The following is an 18,349-nucleotide window of genomic DNA, read 5'->3' as shown; positions in this document are numbered from 1 at the left end:
CCATTGCGCCTACACGTCACCCCCGGCTCGTCCTGACGGACGACCGAGCGACTCGGTGATGACTCCAATACCCTGGAGCCTTAGGGGTGTAATGCCGCGAAAAACTACGGGCCATTATAGCCACAACCAAGCAGACGCGTACCAGCGCCAGAGCAGCCTGAATCTGCGTACGTCCAGCCCTGTCGCATCCATACCAGGTGGAAGCATCTCTCCGACCGGCATGCGATCGCGAGGAGCTTGAGCTCGAACTGAGACCCCCGTCACAATGACGGGCGGGCTCGGGCAAAGGCTGGCGAGCGTGGCGGCGCGCCAGTGGCAAGGCTCGATGAGCTCTAGGTGCGGCCGACTCCGAAGACAGGCGTGCCCTGGGGAATGCGCCCAAGCATTCATTCGAACCGCGAGGAGTTGATGCGATGGCTCGGCGTGAGCGAACGGCCGCATTGAGAGAGAAGCTGGCCTATGAAGCTGCCCGCATCATGGTCGAGCAAGGGCTGACCGACTTCGAGCGGGCACGCCGCAAAGCCGCGGAGCGCACCGGCATCCGTGACCGTCGCAACTGGCCATCCAACGAAGCCGTTCAAGAAGCGGTGCTGACGCAGCGCCGGCTCTTCTTTGGGAATAGCCATGCCGTCGAGGGCCAAGCGCTGCGCCGTCACGCGCTCTCCGCCATGCAGCTATTCGCCGACTTTTCGCCCCGGCTCGTCGGCACCGCGCTCGCAGGCACCGGGGATCTCCAAGCTGGCGTCGAGCTCTTTCTGTTCGCCGAGCGTCCCGAGGATGTGATCTTTACATTGATCGAGCGGAAGATACCCTGGCAAGAGGGGGAGCGCAGCTGCCGCTACCCACGCGGGCAGCGCGCCTCCCACCCCAGCTTTCGATTCTTGGCCGGCGACGTTCCGGTCACGCTCGTCGTGCTGCCGACCGACCACCTGCGCCACCCGCCGCTCGATCCCGTGACGGATCGGCCGCAGCGAGGCGCGAGCATGGCGGAGGTCGAGCAAATGTTGGCCGAAGCGGACGCGGACTATCGCTTCGAGATCGGCAGATAGTCGCGCTGGGTCGGCCCGCGGTAGATCTGTCTGGGCCGTCCGATCCGGTTATTGGAGTCGGACATCATTTCCATCCAATGCGAGACCCAGCCGACGGTGCGTGCCACGGCGAACATTACCGTGAACATGTTCCTGGGTATTCCGAGCGCCTGGTAGATGATCCCCGAGTAGAAATCAACATTCGGGTAGAGCTGGCGCTCGACGAAGTAGGCGTCATTCAGCGCGATCTCCTCCAGCTTCATCGCCAGCTCGAACAGCGGGTTGTTGACGTCTGCGACCTCATCGAGAACCTGGTGACAGACCTCGCGAATGATCTTGGCCCGCGGATCGTAGTTCTTGTAGACGCGGTGACCGAAGCCCATGAGGCGGAAGGGGTCGTCCTTGTCCTTGGCTTTCTCGATATAGCTTGGGACATTCTTGACGTCGCCGATCTCCAGGAGCATGTCCAGCACCGCTTCGTTGGCGCCGCCATGCGCGGGCCCCCAGAGCGAGGCGATGCCCGCGGCGATACAGGCGAAGGGGTTCGCTCCAGAGCTTCCCGCAAGCCGCACGGTTGAGGTGCTGGCGTTCTGCTCGTGGTCTGCGTGGAGGATGAAGAGGAGATTCATCGCCTTCTCGGCGACCAGGCCGGGCTTGTAGTCTTCGCAAGGTGTGGCGAACATCATGTGGAGGAAGTTCGCGCAATAGCGGAGATCGTTGCGCGGGTACATGATGGGCTCGCCGATACTGTGCTTGTAGGCGGCGGCGGCGATGGTCGGCAGCTTGGCAATGAGCCGGTGCGCCGAGATCTCGCGATGACGCGGATCATTGACGCTCAGGGAGTCGTGGTAGAAGGCGGACAAGGAGCCCACCACGCCGACGAGCATCGCCATCGGGTGCGCGTCATAGTGGAAGCCGTCGAGAAAATCCTTGAGATTCTCGTTGAGCATCGTGTGGCGGGTGATGATCTTCTCGAACTCCACCAGGGCCTTTTCGTCCGGAAGATCCCCGTAAAGCAGCAAATAGGCCACTTCGAGAAAGCTGGCCTTGGTCGCTAGCTGCTCGATCGGATAACCGCGATAGAGCAGGACCCCCTCCTCACCGTCGATATAGGTGATGGCGCTATTGCAGCTCGCGGTCGACATGAACCCGGGGTCGTAGGTGAAGAATCCGGCTTCCTTGTAGAGCGAGGAGATATCCACCGCGGCCGGCCCCAGCGCTCCCCGTCTCAACGGGAAATCATGCCGCTCCCCTGTGGCATTGTTGATGACGGTGATGGTCTCGTTCGACATTAGCTCGCTCCTAGCCAGAGCCGTTCCCGTGCTGAGAGCCACGAGGAACAGCGCGTGTTGGTTTTCGAGTCGGGGGTGCTTGTGCAGCTGTCTCAGCTCATGGCGCGCACGCGCTCGATCTCACCGCGAACCGCTGCCGCGGACCGCTCGAAATCGGCACGCTCAGGCGCATTGAGATCCAGCTCGACGACGGATTCCACGCCTTTTTCGCTGAGGATGCAGGGTACGCCCATGGCGATATCCGCCTCGCCGTATTCGCCTTCCAGCAAGGCGACACAGGGCAGCAAGCGGCGTCGATTGTGCACGATGGCATCGACCATGGTCGCCACGGCCGCCCCCGGCGCATCATAGGCGCTGGAGTTCTTGCGCAGTGCGAGGATCTCGGCGCCACCCTTGCGGGTGCGCTCGTTGATCGCCTCGATGCGCTCCTCGGTCAGAAAATAACTGATGGGGATCCCGTTGATGGTGCAGAAACGCGACACCGGGACCATGGTATCGCCATGGCCGCCGAGCACCATGGTCGTGATGTCCAAGGCCGAGAAACCGGTCTCTTGTGCGATGAAGCTGGCCATGCGGGATGCGTCGAGCACACCGGCCTGACCGAAGACCCGACTGCGATCCCAGCCAGTGCGCTGCGCTACCCGGTAGGTCAGCGCATCGACCGGGTTGGAGACGATCAGCACCATGGCATTCGGTGCGTGCGCAAGGATGTTGTCCGTCACTTCGTCGACAATGCGGACATTGGTCTCCAAGACGTCCGCCCGCGACATGCCAGGCTTGCGCGGGATGCCCGCGGTGACGATGACGAGATCGGAGTCCTTGAGGATGCGCGGGTCGTTGCTGCCCTGAACCGCGCAGTCGAACTCGAAGAAGGGAGCGGTCTGCAGGATGTCGAGAGCGATTCCCTCCGGGACATCCTCGCGCACATCGAGCAAGGCGATCTCTCGACAGTACTCTTCCTCTGCCAGGATCTGCGCGGCTGTCTCACCGACGCGTCCGGCACCGACAATGCTGATCTTTCTCACGTCTCTGCTCCTCCGGTCAATGGGGTTGTTCCGTCGGATGCTCGGGATCTCCGAGAGCTGCCAGCATCGGTAACCGTCCGCCCGAGCGTTCAGGCAATCATACTGGTCATGACGCGGATTGCGGAATACGGGCGACACCGCTTTGAATCGCCGCCAGGGCTACCGCGCGAGGCACCCTGTCCCGCAGACGCGGATCGAACGGCTTGGGAATGATGTATTCCGGACCAAAGCCCAGCGTTTCGATCCCATAGGCTTGGAGCACCTCGGCCGGCACCGGCTCGCGGGCCAGGGCGCGGAGTGCCTCGACGGCCGCGATCTGCATATCCTCGTTGATGCGCGAGGCCCGCACGTCGAGCGCGCCACGGAAGATGAAGGGGAAGCCGAGGACATTGTTGATCTGGTTCGGATAATCGGACCGCCCCGTGGCCATGATGAGGTCGTCCCTCACCTTCATGGCGACCGCCGGGCGGATCTCCGGAACCGGATTGGATAGCGCGAAGACCACCGGACGCGGTGCCATCGAGGCCAACATCTCCGGCGCGACCAGATCCGGCCCGGATACGCCGATGAAGACGTCGGCGCCCTCCATCGCATCGCTCAGGCTGCGCCGATCGGTGTCCGCCGCGACCCCGAACTTATAGGGATTGAGGTCTTTCCGGCCCGTGTGAATGATTCCCTGGCGGTCGACGCAGAAGATATTGGAGCGGTGTGCGCCCAAGGTCATCAGCAGCCGCACGCCGGCGATACCCGCGGCACCGGCTCCGAGCACGACGATGCGCGCTTCTTCCAGGCTCTTGCCTTGTAGCTCGAGCGCGTTCAGCAGCCCCGCGGCGATGATGATGGCGGTGCCGTGCTGATCGTCGTGGAAGACGGGGATATCGAGCTGCTCGATCAGCGCCTGCTCGATCTCGAAACAGTGCGGCGCGGCGATGTCTTCGAGGTTGATCCCGCCGAAGGTCGGGGCGATCCGCATGACGGTCTCGATGAATTCCTGGGGGTGCTGGGCCTGGACCTCGATATCGAAGCAATCGATATCCGCGAAACGCTTGAAGAGAACGGCCTTCCCTTCCATCACCGGCTTGCTGGCTAGCCCGCCGACGTTGCCGAGACCAAGCACCGCACTGCCATCCGTGATCACTGCAACCAAGTTGCCCTTGTTGGTGTAGTCGTACGCCTGCCGAGGATCGTCGTGAATTCGCCGTACCGGCTCGGCGACGCCCGGCGTGTAGGCGAGCGAGAGATCGTGCTGCGTTTCCGCTGGCTTGGTCACCGAGATACCGATCTTGCCTGGCTTGGGGCGCGCGTGGAAATCCAGCGCTTGCGCGTTCAGGTCTGCGTCGGGATGGGCGAAGCTCTCAGGGTCAGTCAAGGTGCACTCCAGTGGATAAGGGTCGGCCGTTTGCTGGCCGAGCCATAGCCCGCCCCGCTCGAGCAAATCTCGAGCCTTCCCAGTGCGGGCGAGAACGTCCATGAGGGCGCACGAGAATTCCGTGCATCGGCAGGCGGCGAGGATGCCATCCTCTCCTCGCATCCAGGACGAGTCAAATGAAGGCTGCAAGGATAATAGATCGGGCCAATATTCGGGCGGCCCAAATGCGGGCGAAGGGAGGGGCGGGAGGCCGATCCGCGCGCTTGTCGCGACGACGATCGGGCGCCCCGCGCTCGATCCGAAACCTCAGCGCGAGTATTTGCGACGGAACTTGTCGACCCGGCCCGCAGTGTCCAGCACTTTCTGCTTGCCGGTATAGAACGGGTGGCAAGCCGAGCAGACTTCCACGTGCAGCTCTTCGCCCTTGGTCGAGCGTGTGGTGAAGTTGTTGCCACAGCTGCAGACCACCTTCACGTCGGTGTAATTGGGGTGGATTCCTTCTTTCATGATGACCCTTTTGGCCGTGTGGGCCGGTTGGAGAACTTGGAAAACGCTCAAAGATACCAGGCGCCGTTACCCTGCGCAACGCGAACTTCGTGCTTGGACTTGACAAAGCGCCTCGAATCAGCGCCTCGAGGCCTCGGGCGGCAGGAATAGGGCGACAAGATCGTCTAAGAAATCACGGCCAAGGTCGGTCGGCAGGAGACGCTCCTCGTCCTCCTGCAGCAAGCCTCGCCGGATGCCCTCGGCGACATGCGGCTCCATCAGCGTCCAAGGCCGGCCTGTCATCGCGGAGAAGAGGGAGCGCTCGCAGCCTGAGGTCAAACGCAACGCATTGAGCGCAAATTCGAGCACCAGGTCCGTGTCCCTCAGATCCCTAAGGCCGCTGAGCAGCGCTCGGGGCGAGCGCTCGAGATAGGCATCGGGATGGCGATGCTTTGCCATGCGTTGAATGCGAAAGCCGTCTTCCGCCTGGCCTGTCGTCGTGAGCTTTCCGTGGGCACCAGCCCCGATCCCCAGGTAATCCCCGAATTGCCAATAGCCCAGATTGTGTCGGCAACGTCGGCCAGGCTGTGAATAGGCCGAGACCTCATAGCGCCCATAGCCGGCGGTGCCGAGGATCGTCTCGCCTTGCTCGCCCATGTCCGCGACCAGGTCGGGGTCGGGCATTCTGGGTGGACGCGCATGGAAGGACGTGTTGGGCTCCAAGGTGAGCTGGTAGTAGGAGAGATGCTCAGGCTCCAGGGCGATCAGCGCCTCCAGGTCCTCCGCCGCTGTCTGCAGACTTTGATCCGGGAGGCCGAACATCAGGTCCAGATTGAGGTTATCGAAGCCGGCCGAGCGCGCCATGCGAACGGCCGCTCGCGCCTCGCTCGGATCATGGACGCGCCCTAGGTGCTCGAGCTGAGTCGCCGAAAGACTCTGGATGCCGATCGACAAGCGATTGACACCAGCTCCGCGATAGGCGGCGAAGCGGCCGGCCTCAGCGGCACCAGGGTTCGCCTCCAAGGTCACCTCGACATCCCCCGCCAGCTCGACCCGAGCCGCAATCCCGTCCATCAGGCGATGAATGGCCGCGCCGGGAAAGAGGCTCGGGGTTCCGCCGCCGATGAAGATGGATTGCAGCGGCCCAGAAACGCCGAACCGAGCGAGATCGGCATCGAGATCCGCAATCAGACGCTCGACGTAGCGATCGAAGGGCGCAGTTTCGGCCAGGGCATGCGAATTGAAATCGCAGTAGGGGCATTTCCGGATGCACCAGGGCATATGGACATAGAGCGAGAGGGGCGGCGCCGGGAGCCGGAGCAAGGAATCGGGCAGACGCATCGGATGCCGCGGATCCAGCCAGGAGCCCCCTGGCTGGTCGTCGCTCACTCACCTTTGTCGAGCGTCTGTTTCAGCAGCTCTCCAAAACTGCCCATCGCCTTCTCCCCCGTGCCTTCGGACGGCTTGGCTTGCTTGTTGGGCATGGGGACTGGCGATTCGCCCGCGCGCTTCTCGTCGAGCGACAGACTGATGCGGCGGCGCTCGACATCGACACCGATGACGCTGGCCTCGACCAGGTCACCTTCCTTGAGGACATCGCTCGGATGGTTGATGCGCTTCTCCGCGCCCAGCTCGCTGATGTGAGCCAGACCATCGACGCCTGGCGCCAGCTCGATAAAGGCCCCGAAGGGCTGGAGTCTGACCACCTTGCCCTGGGTGCGCGTCCCGAGCGGGAAGGCCTCGATCGCGTCCAGCCAGGGATCGCGGCTCAGTGCGCGAATCGAGAGTGCGATCTTCTCGCGCTTCTTGGCCCCGCTCGGTGGCTCGATCCGCAGCACGCTCACCTCGACCGTCTGCCCCGCCTCCAGGATCTCCTTCGGGTGCTTGACGTGCCCGAAGGCAAGCTCGCTGATGTGGATCATGCCTTCGAGTCCGCCGATATCGACGAAGGCGCCATAGTCCTTCAGCGAGGTCACCTTACCCGTGAGAACGGCACCTTCCTTGAGCTTCGCGCGGGTCTCTTCGGCCAGACGCTGCTGCTCTTCTTCCAAGAGCGCGCGCCTGGACACCACGAGATTGGGCCGTCGTCCGCCCTCGAGCTTGGTGACGCGGAAGTCGAGCCGCTGTCCGACGAATTCCGACAGATCTTCGATGAAGCGGATGTCGACCTGAGACGCCGGGCAGAAGGCACGCAGACCGGCGACTTGCACCTCGACGCCGCCCTTGACGGCCCCAGTGACCTGGCCTTGGACGGGAAGCCCTTGGCGGAAGGCCCGCTCGACCTCCTCGAGGCCGTGATACTTCTGACCATGCTGGCTGCCGAGCAGCAGCATGCCGGTCTCCTCGTCCTTCCCTGTGACGTGACTCTCGATCTTGTCGCCGACGGCGTGCTTGAGCTGACCCTCAGCGTCCTTGATGGCTGTCAGCTCCAACCGGCCCTCCGCTTTCGCGCCAAGGTCGACAAAGGCAACTTCCTCGCCGATGGCAATCAGAGTCCCCGTGACCCTGTCGCCGATCTTGGGCTCCCCCTTGCTCGTCTCCGGGTGGGCTTGGTCGAACTGATTGAGAAGATCTTCGAAACTTTCTGATTCAGACATGGCTTAGGCTGGCGCCGTCGGGTTACTGATTTCGGCTATTGTAGGGCGGAATTACCCTGGACCACAGCCACCGCCGAGATCATCTGCCCGCGGCTCAGCCGGCGGCCTCGAGCCGCGCGTAGGCGACCACGAGCCACTTGGCGCCGACATCCTGGAAATTGATCTGGATGCGCGCCTGCGCACCACGTCCCTCGCTATTGAGCACGACGCCCTCGCCGAACTTGGGATGACGGACGCGCTGACCGAGCTGAAAGCCGTCCGGGGCCGCCGCCCCAGAGAAGCTGCCGGTCGCGGCGGACGCCCCCGTCAACTGCCGCTTGACTCCACCGCCCCGGACCTCTTCCACCAGCTCGGGCGGGATCTCTCGCAGGAAACGCGATGGGGCGGGATAGTCTTCGCGGCCGTAGAGGCGGCGGCTCTCGGCGTGGGTGAGGTAGAGCTGCTGCATCGCTCGGGTCATGCCGACGTAGCAGAGTCGCCGCTCCTCTTCGAGCCGGTCCGGGTCCTCGGCGGACAAGCTATGCGGGAAGAGCCCTTCTTCGAGACCCACCAGGAAGACGATGGGGAACTCGAGTCCCTTGGCGCTGTGCAGCGTCATCAGCTGGACACTGTCTTCGAACTGATCCGCCTGGGTCTCCCCGGCCTCCAGCGCCGCATGGGCCAGGAAGGCCCCGAGTGGATCGCCTTCCTCATCCTCGAGCTCGTTCTCGAAACGCGCCATCGTGTCGACCAGCTGCTCCAGGTTCTCGACGCGATCCTGTCCCTTGCCGTCCTTGCTCTTTCGATAGTGATCCGGCAGTCCACAGGTCTCCACCATGCGGTTGGCGACATCGACCAATGGAAGCCCTTCGGCCGCTTCCCTCAAGCCCTGGATGAGATCGAGGAACTTGCGCAGCGCTCCGCTCGCACGGGCCCCGAGGGCGCCTGTCGTGCTGAGGTCCTGCGCGGCTTGCCACAGCGAGACGCGCGCCTCCCGCGCATGCTGGCGAAGCAGGTCGAGCGTCTTGTCCCCAATCCCGCGGGTCGGCGTATTCACCACCCGCTCGAAGGCCGGGTCGTCGTTCGGATTGGACAGCAGGCGCAGATAGGCCAGTGCATCGCGAATCTCGGCACGCTCGAAGAAGCGCAGACCGCCATAGACCCGATAGGGGATCTGGGCCTGGATCAAGGCCTCCTCGAAGAGCCTGGACTGCGCCGTCGTCCGATAGAGGATGGCGCACTCGTCGCGCCGATAGCCCTCCTCCTGCACGAACCGGCGAATCCGCTCGACGACGAAGCGCGCCTCGTCCACCTCGTTGAAGGCGCTATAGCGGCGGATGGGGTCGCCCTCGGTATCCTCCGTCCAGAGGTTCTTTCCCAGCCTTGACGGATTGTTTGCGATCAAGGCGTTGGCCGCGGCCAGGATGTTGCCCGTCGAGCGATAGTTCTGCTCCAGCCTGATGATCCGCGTGCCAGGATAGTCGTTCTGGAAGGACTGGATGTTCTCGACGCGGGCACCCCTCCAGCCGTAGATCGACTGATCGTCGTCGCCGACGGCGAAGAGATTCTCGTTCTGGCCGGCCAGGAGTCTGAGCCAGGCGTACTGGATGGCATTCGTATCCTGGAACTCATCGACCAGGATATGCCGAAAGCGCTGCTGGTAGTGATGCAGGATGTCCGCTCGGTCTCTCAGCAGCTCGAGCGAGCAGAGCAGCAGATCCGCGAAGTCCAGCAGTCCGCCACGGATGCGCACCCGCTCGTACTCCTGATACACGGCGACCATCTTCTCCATGAAGAAGTCGCCGCCGCTGTCCAGGTGCTGCGGACGCAGCCCCTCGTCCTTCTGCTTGTTGATGAAGCCCTGCACCTGGCGTGGCGGGAAGCGCGATTCGTCCAGCTCCATCGCCTTCAGGATGCGCTTGACCGAACGGAATTGGTCGTCCGCGTCCATGATCTGGAAGTGCTGCGGCAGCTTGGCGTCTTGCCAGTGTGCCCGCAGGAAGCGGTGCGCCAGGCCATGGAAGGTGCCGACCCACATCCCTCCGACCGAGGTACCGAGCATCTCCTCGATACGTCCCCGCATCTCGCGCGCGGCCTTGTTCGTGAAGGTGACCGCCAAGACCGACCAGGGCGGCACGCGCTCGACCTGAAGCAGCCAGGCGATGCGATGAACGAGCACGCGTGTCTTGCCGGAGCCAGCACCGGCTAGGACCAGCAAGGTCCCGGCCTCGGCGGAAACAGCATCGCGTTGAGCGTCGTTGAGGGTATCGAGCAAGTGGGAAACGTCCATCGCGAGATTCTAGCAACCTTGCCAGGGCTGCCCCAATCGCTCCTTGGGCTTGGCTGCGCCCAGGTCGTGAATTTGGGCACCTGCGCTTGGTTAATTCAACTAAGCAGAGTTAAAGATAGTAATAATAAGCCCTGTGGATAAGGCCGATTACGAGAATATCACTTTTAAAACAAAGTGTTAGAGTTAATTCTTGGTTGCTCGAGTCTGTGGATAACCCGTGATCAACATTTCGACTCGATTTGCTGCACAAGATATCCACAGCCGGGCACCCCTGCTTATCAACAGCTTTTTGATCATCGTAAGCGATTGATTTATAAAGATGCGCCTTGAGCGCCAGCCGAGATTCACCGGTGCCGAATGTGCGACTGCCCTGTCCTCGTCGCCTGCGGATGGCCAAGGCGCGACCCGACCGTAGTAGAATGGCTGGCTCGACCAGTCGTGGACCTTCACAATTTTCAGATCGGGCACCGCCTCATGACCCAGTTGACCAATGACACCTTTCTCCGCGCGCTGATGCGCGAACCCGTTGATTACACTCCGGTTTGGATGATGCGCCAGGCTGGCCGCTACCTGCCGGAGTACCGCGCGACACGCGCGAAGGCGGGCAGTTTCATGGCGCTCTGCAAGAATCCGGAGCTGGCATGCGAGGTCACGATTCAGCCGCTCGATCGTTTCCCGCTGGACGCGGCCATCCTCTTCTCGGACATCCTGACGGTGCCGGATGCCATGGGGCTGGGGCTCTACTTCGCCGAAGGCGAGGGCCCGCATTTCGAGCGTCCGGTGCGCACGGCCGCGGACGTCGACCGCATTGCTATCCCGGATCCGGAAGGCGAGCTGAAGTACGTTATGGATGCCGTGTCGACCATTCGCCGCGAGCTCAATGGCCGGGTGCCGCTGATCGGCTTCTCAGGCAGTCCTTGGACGCTGGCGACCTACATGGTCGAGGGCGGGGGCGCGAAGAACTTCTCGCATACCAAGGGGATGATGTTCGATCGTCCTGATCTGCTGCATAAGCTCCTCACCAAGACGGCGGATTCCGTCACCACCTACCTCAACGCCCAGATCGCCCGCGGCGCGCAGGCCGCGATGATCTTCGACACCTGGGGTGGGGCACTGGCGCCCGCGAACTACCGCGAGTTCTCCTTGGCCTATATGCAGCGCGTCGTCGAGGGTCTGACCCGCGAGTCCGAGGGCCGTCGCGTGCCCATCATTCTCTTCACCAAGAATGGCGGGCAGTGGCTGGGCGATATGGCGAAGACAGGCTGCGATGCCTTGGGCGTGGATTGGACGACCGATCTGGCGGATGCCCGCCGCATGGTCGGCGACAGCGTGGCGCTGCAGGGCAACTTGGATCCCTGCACCCTCTACGCCTCGCCCGAGCGCATCCGCGAAGAGGTTGCGCGTGTCCTCGCAAGCTACGGCAAGGGCCCCGGCCATGTCTTCAACCTGGGGCACGGCATCACCCCGGACGTCAATCCGGAGCACGCAGGTGCCATGGTCGAGGCCGTTCACGAGCTGAGCCGGCAGTATCACGTCTGAACCGAGACTCGGGCCGTCTGGTCTCGAGGGGATTGGGACTCGGGGGCTTCGGCCCCCGAGCTTCTTTCGACCGCCCTCTCCGGAGCCACTTGTCGGCGCGCCGAACGGGCGCCAACTGCCTGCGTTCAACCAGCTGGCCGGTGGAAGCTGACAGCGCTTCCGAGGCTCACCAGGCCTCAGGATGCAGCGGCAACCGCCTCCTGGTCGGCGGCCGGGCTCTGGCCGCGGGTATCTTCGTAGCCCGTCAGCATCTCACGCTCGAACGCGCCTTCATTGATGCGCGCCCCCAAGTAGGCGGCGATGGTGCGCATGTCCTTCTCGCCGCTGCCCAGACAGCTTGTGCCGCCCGGAGAGGGGGTCATGTTGAAGATGATCCCATTGCCGTCCGTGAACTTGGCCTCGCCCATGCGCAGCTTGCGCGCGGCCTTGTCGATGAGCTGAGGGCGGATGCCGCCAAAGCCCTCGGCGTAGCTGATGTCCTCGACGCGAATCGAAGGAACGATCTTGCGGATCTCCCGGGCGAAGAGGTGCCGGTTGAGCTTCGGGACCTCGTAAAGAAAGTTGCGCAGGATGTAGTTGCGGATATCCGGGACCTTAAGCTGATCCCAGACCACGCCGGCGACTTGCCGGTCGAGGCGCAGCACCTTGAAGAACTCCTTGATCGTCGAGCGATCGTAGCGCTCGAGCATGGGCAGCATCAGTGCGGTCGGTCCGAAGCGCGTCTTGCCGCGCTCCTTGACGTCGTGATCGCCATGCACCGCGGCAAAGGGCAGATTCGGATTCTGGACCCTGTAGACCTTGCCGTTGAGCGCCTCGGGCGCGAAGTAGAAGGACCCGGCGACAGGCAGGCAGGAGTATTCGAGCCCAAGCCCCATCTCCTGGGCCATCAGGAGCGAATGGCCGCCGGCGCAGACCACGACGGCGCGCGCCTGCAGCAGGCCTCGGCTAGTCTGCAGCACATAGCCGTCTGTCTCCTTGCGAATGCCGTCGACCTTGGTGCCGAAGAGCTGTGAGATCTGTTTGTTGGTCGTTCGATCCAGACGCGCGCAAGCGTTCGAGAACGACTGCGCCAGGGCCTGAAAGTCGACCGCGCAGTAATCGTCAGGGGTCCCGGTGGCGACGATCTCCTCGTCCCGCCATGTGCCGTTCTTAATGGCGACATTCGGCTCGATCTCCGCAATGTCTTCGCGCTCGAGCAGTCGCATGCGCGGAAACAGCTCCTTGAATCCCTCGTAGCGATTGCGGATGTAATCGCATTCCTGCTTGCCAACGCCCAGCACCATCTTGGGCATCCGGAAGACGATCTTGTCGCGCTCCTCGGCGGGGAGCTTGGTGGCGTAGTTGACCACCATGTAGGCGGTCCGCTTGACCGACGCGGCCTTTTCGAGCGTGTAGTTGGTCTCGATGTCGCCGCAGTGGATGGTCTGGCTGTTGCTGTGGGCGTGCGAGTTGACGCTGGCGACACTGTCGTACTTCTCGACGAGACAGAGTCGATTCAGGTCGGTGAACTTCGCGAGCTCATAGAGGAGGGCGGTTCCGGTGACTCCGGCGCCGACGATGAGAACGTCGTAATGGGTCGAGGCAGACATGACCTGGGTCTCCTTCAGCGGCTAGGGTGCCGTTCATCGCAGACAGGCACGAGCCGGCCTTTGTGCGACGCAACAATGGCAGCACACTAGCCGAAGCCAAGACCCAAGAGAACGCAAGGCTCCGGATTTAATAGATTAAAATAGTCAATTATTATTCGGCGCCGCAGACCCTATCTGCTGCGCCTTTCCGTTGCCTGAAGTGTGCTCGGGAAAGTATGGAAATCGAGATCGATCAGTCGCTTAGTGCGGGTCAGAATTTCGACCCATCGGCCAGGCGGTCGAGTCGCAGCCGTTGACGGTCATCGAAGAGGCGCCGAGAGCCCAGCCAGACCGCGACCATGGAGCCCAGTCCGGTCCCTCCGGAGATGAGGAACATGATCAGCAGCTGATACTTGGCTGCCTCCATCGGAGGGCTGCCGGCGAGGATCTGGCCCGTCATCATGCCGGGCAGGCTTACCAGACCCGCGGTGCTCATGGCGTTCACGATGGGGATGAGGCCGGAGCGCAGCGCGTCGCGACGGATGTCCTGGATCGCCGTCTCCCAGCTCTGGCCGCCGAGCAACCGCGCCTCGATCTTGCCGCGCGACTCCCACGCCTGGCGGGTGAGGTTGTCGAGCGCGATCGCCACGCCGTTCATGGTGTTGCCGAGCATCATGCCGAGGAGCGGGATGAGGTACTGGGGCTGGTACCAGGGCTCGACGCCGATGACGACCGTCAGCGCCATCAAGGTCACGCTGAAGGAGGACAGGAACATCGAGAAGGCCCCGATCCCATAGCCCCAGCCGCCGCGATAGCGCCGCTTTTGGCGCTGCATGACCTCGAAGCCGGCGACCGAGAGCATGACCAGTGCCATGAGTCCGATCAGCGCCAGGTTGGTCTGGGCGAAAAGCAGTTTCAGCACCATCCCCACCAGGGTGAGCTGAACGGCACTGCGTGATGCGGCGATGAGCACGCGCCGCTCGACCCCCAATCTCAGCCTCCAAGACATGCCCGCGAGCAGAAAGATGAGGATGGACGCGATCCCTAGATCCCAGGGACTGAGGTGGATCATGGTCATGGCTCTGGCACCAAGGCTCCATCCAGGATGGTGTAGGCACGGCTGCCAAGGCGCTGGCGCTGCACGGGGTCGTGGCTCACCCAGAGCACGGCTGCGGTCGCCGTGCGGCGGTAGTCGTCGATGAGGCGCTCGGCCTGATCGCGATTGGCTGGATCCAGGTTGGCCGTGGCTTCGTCCAGGAGCAGTGCTTCCGGGCCTTGGGCGAGCAGGCGGATCAGGGCCAGCCGCTGGCGCTCGCCGGTCGAGAGCCGCGCGACCTCCCAGTCGAGCACGTCGCGCTCGAAGCCGAGGATGCCGAGCCAGCCGCCGATTCGGTCTTGTGTGGTCGCGGCGTCCATGACGCCATGGGGGAGGTGCTCACCGACGGCGTCGCCCCACCAGAAGGGCTCCGCGGGCAGAAGTCCGACGCGGCGGCGCCAAATCGGCGGGGCCAGCGCAGATCTCGCTTCACTGCCCAGCCAGACCTCGCCCTGGTGCGGATCGAGATCCGCGATGGCCCGCAGCAGTAGACTCTTTCCCGAGCCCGAGGGACCGGAGAGGAAGACCAGCTCGCCGGCGTCGATGTCCAGGTCTAGGGGACGGATGAGGGGGTGACTGATCGCCTTGAGGCGGAGCGCAGCCATCAGCGGCGCCGGTATAGGAGATCGTGGACCGGGTGGCCGAGGCGCTCGCCGCGCTGCTCGAACTTGGTGAGGGGCCGTGTCGCTGGCCGTGGCGCGTAACGCCCGACGCCGACCGTGCTCTCGAAGTGGTCGCTCGCGCCATCCAGAACCTCAAGCATTTGCTCGGCGTAAGGCTCCCAATCCGTCGCGGCATGGAAGATGCCGCCGGGCCGAATGGTCTTTGCGAGCAGCGCGATCAGTTGTGAGCTCAGGATGCGCCGCTTGTGGTGCCTGCGCTTGGGCCAAGGATCTGGAAAGAAGAGCTGGACGGCGTCCAGGCTGCCTGGCGCGATGCCTTGCGCCAAGACCTCGACCGCGTCATGGCGCATCACCTTGAGGTTGGTCAGCTCTCGGCGCTCGATCTCGAGCAGCAAATGCCCGACCCCGGGGCGATGCACCTCGATGCCCAGCCAGTTTCGATCAGGATCCGCGGCGGCCATCTCAGCGAGGGACTCACCATTCCCGAAGCCGATCTCCAGCACAAGAGGTCTTGCCGAGCCGAAGACTGTGCTGAGGTCGATCTGCTCGCCGGGCGTCCAGTCGATCCCGTGGAGCGGCCAGAGCTCCCGGAAGGCGCGCTCCTGCGCGGCGGTGAGGCGGCCCTCGCGCAGGACGAAGCTGCGAACGGGGCGGCGATGAGGGGTGTCTGTCGAGTGGGCGTCCAAGTCTCGGTCTATCCAGGTTGTGCGAATCGGTCGTCGGGAGGGCGTCGCTGCCGAGTGCTCGACAGGTGCGAGGGCAGGCGGTCGATCGAAGGCCGAGGGGCGCTGCGTGGTCTCGGGGCGATCCGAATGGCAAGCGCGGGGCTCGGGCCGGTGGGCTTCCAGCCCCGCGCGGCGGTAGGCGCTTAGAAGAAGAGCCCCTCGATCGGAGAGGAGGCGGAAGCAAACCGCTTCGCCGGCATCCGCCCGGCAAGGAAGGCCTCGCGCCCGGCCTCGATCCCCTTGCGCATCGCACTCGCCATGAGCACGGGATCCTTGGCCGCGGCGATGGCCGTATTCATGAGCACGCCGTCACAGCCCAGCTCCATGGCCTCGGCCGCGTCGGACGCCGTGCCCACACCGGCGTCGACGAGGACGGGCACCTTGGCATTCTCCACGATGGTCAGGATGTTGAGCGGATTGCGAATGCCGAGGCCCGAGCCGATGGGCGCCGCGAGCGGCATGACGGCGATACAGCCGATGGCCTCCAGCTCGCGCGCGACGATCGGGTCGTCGTTCGTATAGACCATCACGTCGAAGCCGTCCTTGACCAGCTCCTCCGCCGCCTTGAGCGTTGCCATGACATCGGGGAAGAGGGTCTTCTCGTCGCCCAGGACTTCGAGCTTGACCAGGTTGTGACCGTCGAGCAGCTCGCGCGCCAGCCGGCAGGTGCGTACCGCGGTCTCCGCGTCATAGCAGCCGGCCGTGTTCGGCAGGATGGTGTAGCGCTCCGGGGAGAGCACGTCGAGGATGTTCGGCTCTCCAGGGTTTTGGCCGAGATTGGTCCGGCGCACGGCGATTGTCACGATCTCCGCGCCGCTGGCACCGATGGCGCGGGCGGTTTCGTCCATGTCCTTGTACTTACCCGTACCGACGAGCAGGCGCGAGCCGTATTCCTTGCCGGCGATGATGAGGCGATCGTGACTCTGATTCTCTGTAGACATGAATCTCTGTGGCAGCTGCTAGTGTGTGAAATGCGGATGCGTGAGCCTGAGCATTCAGCCGCCGCCGACGGCTTGAATGATCTCGACCTTGTCATTCGGGCTCAGTTGGTGCTCGGCGAATCGGCTGCGGGGGACGAGCTCGGCATTGACCTCGACCGCAAAACGCTGGCCGGTGAGCGAGAGCGTCTCGACCAGCTCGGCCATGCGCGTCCCCTCGGCGACCTCGCGCGGCTCTCCATTCAGAGTGATTTGCATCAGATGCGTCCTCAGCGAACGTGGTTGGCGTCCTGGCCGAGCATCTCGGGGGTGACGAGCGTGATGCCCCCCTCGCTCACGTAGAGCCCGGCACGGCGATCGGCCTCTGGATCCACGCCGATCTGCGTGCCTTCGTCGAGCTGGCAGAAGCGGTCTATGACTGCGTTGCGAATCACACAGTTCCGCCCGATATCGACGTCCGGCAGGATCACGGAGTCCTCGACGCTGGCGTAGGAGTTCACCCGCACGTTGGAGAACAGCAGCGAATGGCGCACGGTCGCTCCGGAGATGACGCAGCCGCCGGAGACCATGGAATCCACCGCCATGCCGCGCCTGTCGTCGTCGTCGAACACGAACTTGGCGGGGGGCAGCTGCTCCTGGTAGGTCCAGATCGGCCAGTTCTTGTCGTACAGGTTCAGCGGCGGCGTCACGCCGATAAGCTCCAGGTTGGCCTCCCAGAAGGCGTCCAGGGTGCCGACATCGCGCCAGTAGGCCTGCTCGCCGCTGCGCGGGTCCTTGAAGGTATGGGCCATGACCCGGTACATGCGGATCACATTGGGAATCACATCCTTGCCGAAGTCGTGGCTGGAGCCAGGCATATCGGCGTCTTTGAAAAGCTGTTCGAACAGGAAGCCGCGATTGAAGACGTAGATGCCCATGGAGGCGAGGCAGCGGTCCTTGGTGCCCGGAATCGGCTCCGGATCGGCGGGCTTCTCCGCGAAACTGGTTACACGCTGATCTTCGTCGACGGACATGACGCCGAACTCGCGCGCGCGCTCCGTGTCGACCTCCAGGCAGCCCACGGTCATGTCGGCGCCGCTCTCGACGTGATAGGCGATCATGGCGCCGTAATCCATCTTGTAAATGTGGTCGCCGGCGAGCACCAGGATGTATTCCGGGTCGTGGTCACGGATGATGTCGAGATTCTGGAAGACGGCATCCGCGGTGCCTGCGTACCAAGCCGTTTCCGCGACCCGCTGCTGCGCCGGCCAAAGCTCGACGAACTCACCGAACTCTCCGCGCAAGAATCCCCAGCCCTTCTGGATGTGCAGGATCAGCGAATGGGCCTTGTACTGCGTCAGCACACCGATGCGACGGATTCCGGAGTTGATACAGTTCGACAAGGGGAAGTCGATGATGCGAAATTTTCCCCCGAACTGAACGGCTGGCTTGGAGCGCCATGCGGTCAAGTGCTTCAGCCGCGATCCCCGTCCCCCGGCAAGGATCAGCGCCAGGGTGTTGCGCGTCAGGCGGCTGATGAACCTGGGGTTGGATTGGGGCATAAATCCTCCTGTCAGAGACGACGCTGCGGGGTGTATCAGATCGCCCTTATGGTACCATCAAGCAGCATTCCAACCCCCTCGGATGGGGGCCGGGCGCGGAGATATGGGGTCGAATTCCGCGCTTTCGACAGCAATGTAGTCGTGGGCGCAAATAATTCCAGACGAGACGACTGGACGTCGAGGAGACGCCCTGCTTGGGCCCGCCTTCCTCGCTCAGCGCGACGGTGCCATCAGCACCACGGCCTCGCGCTAT

16 protein-coding genes are annotated in these 18,349 nt (G+C 63.5%); 2 read left to right on the top strand and 14 right to left on the bottom strand.

Annotated features, from left to right (window positions below):
- The first annotated feature begins 413 nt into the window (after positions 1-413).
- Complete coding sequence (locus G3446_RS05035) at positions 414-1,049, top strand: hypothetical protein (protein ID WP_164451334.1); 636 nt, start codon at positions 414-416, stop codon at positions 1,047-1,049.
- Here G3446_RS05035 and G3446_RS05030 read toward each other — a convergent pair.
- The 7 genes from G3446_RS05030 to uvrD all read right to left on the bottom strand — a co-directional run bounded on the left by G3446_RS05030 (position 1,025) and on the right by uvrD (position 10,066).
- The gene (locus G3446_RS05030; RefSeq protein ID WP_164451332.1) at positions 1,025-2,320 is read right to left on the bottom strand and encodes a citrate synthase; all 1,296 of its coding nucleotides are present in this window, start codon (positions 2,318-2,320) and stop codon (positions 1,025-1,027) included. The two genes, G3446_RS05035 and G3446_RS05030, sit on opposite strands and share 25 nt — an antisense overlap.
- Positions 2,321-2,412: 92 nt before the next feature.
- Positions 2,413-3,345, bottom strand: a complete 933-nt coding sequence (gene mdh, locus G3446_RS05025) for a malate dehydrogenase (protein WP_164451331.1) — start codon at positions 3,343-3,345, stop codon at positions 2,413-2,415.
- Positions 3,346-3,451: 106 nt separating this feature from the next.
- Positions 3,452-4,714, bottom strand: a complete 1,263-nt coding sequence (locus G3446_RS05020) for a malic enzyme-like NAD(P)-binding protein (protein WP_245232308.1) — start codon at positions 4,712-4,714, stop codon at positions 3,452-3,454.
- A gap of 306 nt (positions 4,715-5,020) precedes the next feature.
- A complete protein-coding gene (gene rpmE / locus G3446_RS05015) occupies positions 5,021-5,221 on the bottom strand; it encodes a 50S ribosomal protein L31 (RefSeq protein WP_164451327.1) in 201 nt (66 codons plus the stop codon).
- Between the two features lie 117 nt (positions 5,222-5,338).
- The gene (gene hemW, locus G3446_RS05010; protein ID WP_164451384.1) at positions 5,339-6,541 is read right to left on the bottom strand and encodes a radical SAM family heme chaperone HemW; all 1,203 of its coding nucleotides are present in this window, start codon (positions 6,539-6,541) and stop codon (positions 5,339-5,341) included.
- A gap of 44 nt (positions 6,542-6,585) precedes the next feature.
- Complete coding sequence (locus G3446_RS05005; protein ID WP_164451326.1) at positions 6,586-7,797, bottom strand: 30S ribosomal protein S1; 1,212 nt, start codon at positions 7,795-7,797, stop codon at positions 6,586-6,588.
- 94 nt (positions 7,798-7,891) lie between these two features.
- Positions 7,892-10,066: a DNA helicase II gene (gene uvrD, locus G3446_RS05000; RefSeq protein ID WP_164451324.1), complete on the bottom strand. Its 2,175-nt coding sequence runs from the start codon at positions 10,064-10,066 to the stop codon at positions 7,892-7,894.
- Between the two features lie 474 nt (positions 10,067-10,540).
- On the opposite strand from uvrD, the gene hemE reads away from it, so the two are divergent.
- Positions 10,541-11,605: a uroporphyrinogen decarboxylase gene (gene hemE / locus G3446_RS04995; protein WP_164451382.1), complete on the top strand. Its 1,065-nt coding sequence runs from the start codon at positions 10,541-10,543 to the stop codon at positions 11,603-11,605.
- A gap of 176 nt (positions 11,606-11,781) precedes the next feature.
- On the opposite strand, the gene G3446_RS04990 is transcribed toward hemE, so the two are convergent.
- The 7 genes from G3446_RS04990 to glgC all read right to left on the bottom strand — a co-directional run bounded on the left by G3446_RS04990 (position 11,782) and on the right by glgC (position 18,096).
- Positions 11,782-13,194 carry an FAD-dependent oxidoreductase gene (locus G3446_RS04990; RefSeq protein WP_164451323.1) on the bottom strand — a complete coding sequence of 471 codons (1,413 nt, stop codon included), beginning with the start codon at positions 13,192-13,194 and terminating at the stop codon, positions 11,782-11,784.
- Between the two features lie 250 nt (positions 13,195-13,444).
- A complete protein-coding gene (locus G3446_RS04985) occupies positions 13,445-14,251 on the bottom strand; it encodes an ABC transporter permease (protein WP_164451321.1) in 807 nt (268 codons plus the stop codon).
- Positions 14,248-14,874 (bottom strand): ABC transporter ATP-binding protein, encoded by a 627-nt coding sequence (locus G3446_RS04980; RefSeq protein ID WP_164451319.1) that lies wholly within the window; start codon positions 14,872-14,874, stop codon positions 14,248-14,250. The genes G3446_RS04985 and G3446_RS04980 overlap by 4 nt, the downstream gene beginning before the upstream one ends.
- Positions 14,874-15,578 carry a tRNA (guanosine(46)-N7)-methyltransferase TrmB gene (gene trmB, locus G3446_RS04975; protein WP_164451316.1) on the bottom strand — a complete coding sequence of 235 codons (705 nt, stop codon included), beginning with the start codon at positions 15,576-15,578 and terminating at the stop codon, positions 14,874-14,876. Before trmB ends, G3446_RS04980 begins: the two co-directional genes overlap by 1 nt.
- Positions 15,579-15,760: 182 nt before the next feature.
- Positions 15,761-16,558: a thiazole synthase gene (locus G3446_RS04970; RefSeq protein WP_164451314.1), complete on the bottom strand. Its 798-nt coding sequence runs from the start codon at positions 16,556-16,558 to the stop codon at positions 15,761-15,763.
- Between the two features lie 54 nt (positions 16,559-16,612).
- Entirely contained in the window at positions 16,613-16,813 is a 201-nt protein-coding gene (gene thiS / locus G3446_RS04965) for a sulfur carrier protein ThiS (RefSeq protein WP_164451312.1), read from the bottom strand.
- 11 nt (positions 16,814-16,824) lie between these two features.
- Positions 16,825-18,096: a glucose-1-phosphate adenylyltransferase gene (gene glgC / locus G3446_RS04960; protein ID WP_164451310.1), complete on the bottom strand. Its 1,272-nt coding sequence runs from the start codon at positions 18,094-18,096 to the stop codon at positions 16,825-16,827.
- Positions 18,097-18,349 lie beyond the last annotated feature (253 nt).

The sequence above is a fragment of the Thiorhodococcus minor genome (genome assembly GCF_010820565.1).
Taxonomy (GTDB): Bacteria; Pseudomonadota; Gammaproteobacteria; order Chromatiales; family Chromatiaceae; genus Thiorhodococcus; species Thiorhodococcus minor.
Note: the sequence above shows the minus strand (reverse complement) of the source record. Positions and strands in the feature narration are given on the sequence as shown.

Coding starts and splice junctions, on each gene's coding strand:
- G3446_RS05035 (WP_164451334.1), top strand. CDS start 414: ATGGCTCGGCGTGAGCGAACGGCCGCATTGAGAGAGAAGCTGGCCTAT.
- G3446_RS05030 (WP_164451332.1), bottom strand. CDS start 2,320: ATGTCGAACGAGACCATCACCGTCATCAACAATGCCACAGGGGAGCGG.
- rpmE (WP_164451327.1), bottom strand. CDS start 5,221: ATGAAAGAAGGAATCCACCCCAATTACACCGACGTGAAGGTGGTCTGC.
- hemW (WP_164451384.1), bottom strand. CDS start 6,541: ATGCGTCTGCCCGATTCCTTGCTCCGGCTCCCGGCGCCGCCCCTCTCG.
- G3446_RS05005 (WP_164451326.1), bottom strand. CDS start 7,797: ATGTCTGAATCAGAAAGTTTCGAAGATCTTCTCAATCAGTTCGACCAA.
- uvrD (WP_164451324.1), bottom strand. CDS start 10,066: ATGGACGTTTCCCACTTGCTCGATACCCTCAACGACGCTCAACGCGAT.
- hemE (WP_164451382.1), top strand. CDS start 10,541: ATGACCCAGTTGACCAATGACACCTTTCTCCGCGCGCTGATGCGCGAA.
- G3446_RS04990 (WP_164451323.1), bottom strand. CDS start 13,194: ATGTCTGCCTCGACCCATTACGACGTTCTCATCGTCGGCGCCGGAGTC.
- G3446_RS04985 (WP_164451321.1), bottom strand. CDS start 14,251: ATGACCATGATCCACCTCAGTCCCTGGGATCTAGGGATCGCGTCCATC.
- G3446_RS04980 (WP_164451319.1), bottom strand. CDS start 14,874: ATGGCTGCGCTCCGCCTCAAGGCGATCAGTCACCCCCTCATCCGTCCC.
- G3446_RS04970 (WP_164451314.1), bottom strand. CDS start 16,558: ATGTCTACAGAGAATCAGAGTCACGATCGCCTCATCATCGCCGGCAAG.
- thiS (WP_164451312.1), bottom strand. CDS start 16,813: ATGCAAATCACTCTGAATGGAGAGCCGCGCGAGGTCGCCGAGGGGACG.
- glgC (WP_164451310.1), bottom strand. CDS start 18,096: ATGCCCCAATCCAACCCCAGGTTCATCAGCCGCCTGACGCGCAACACC.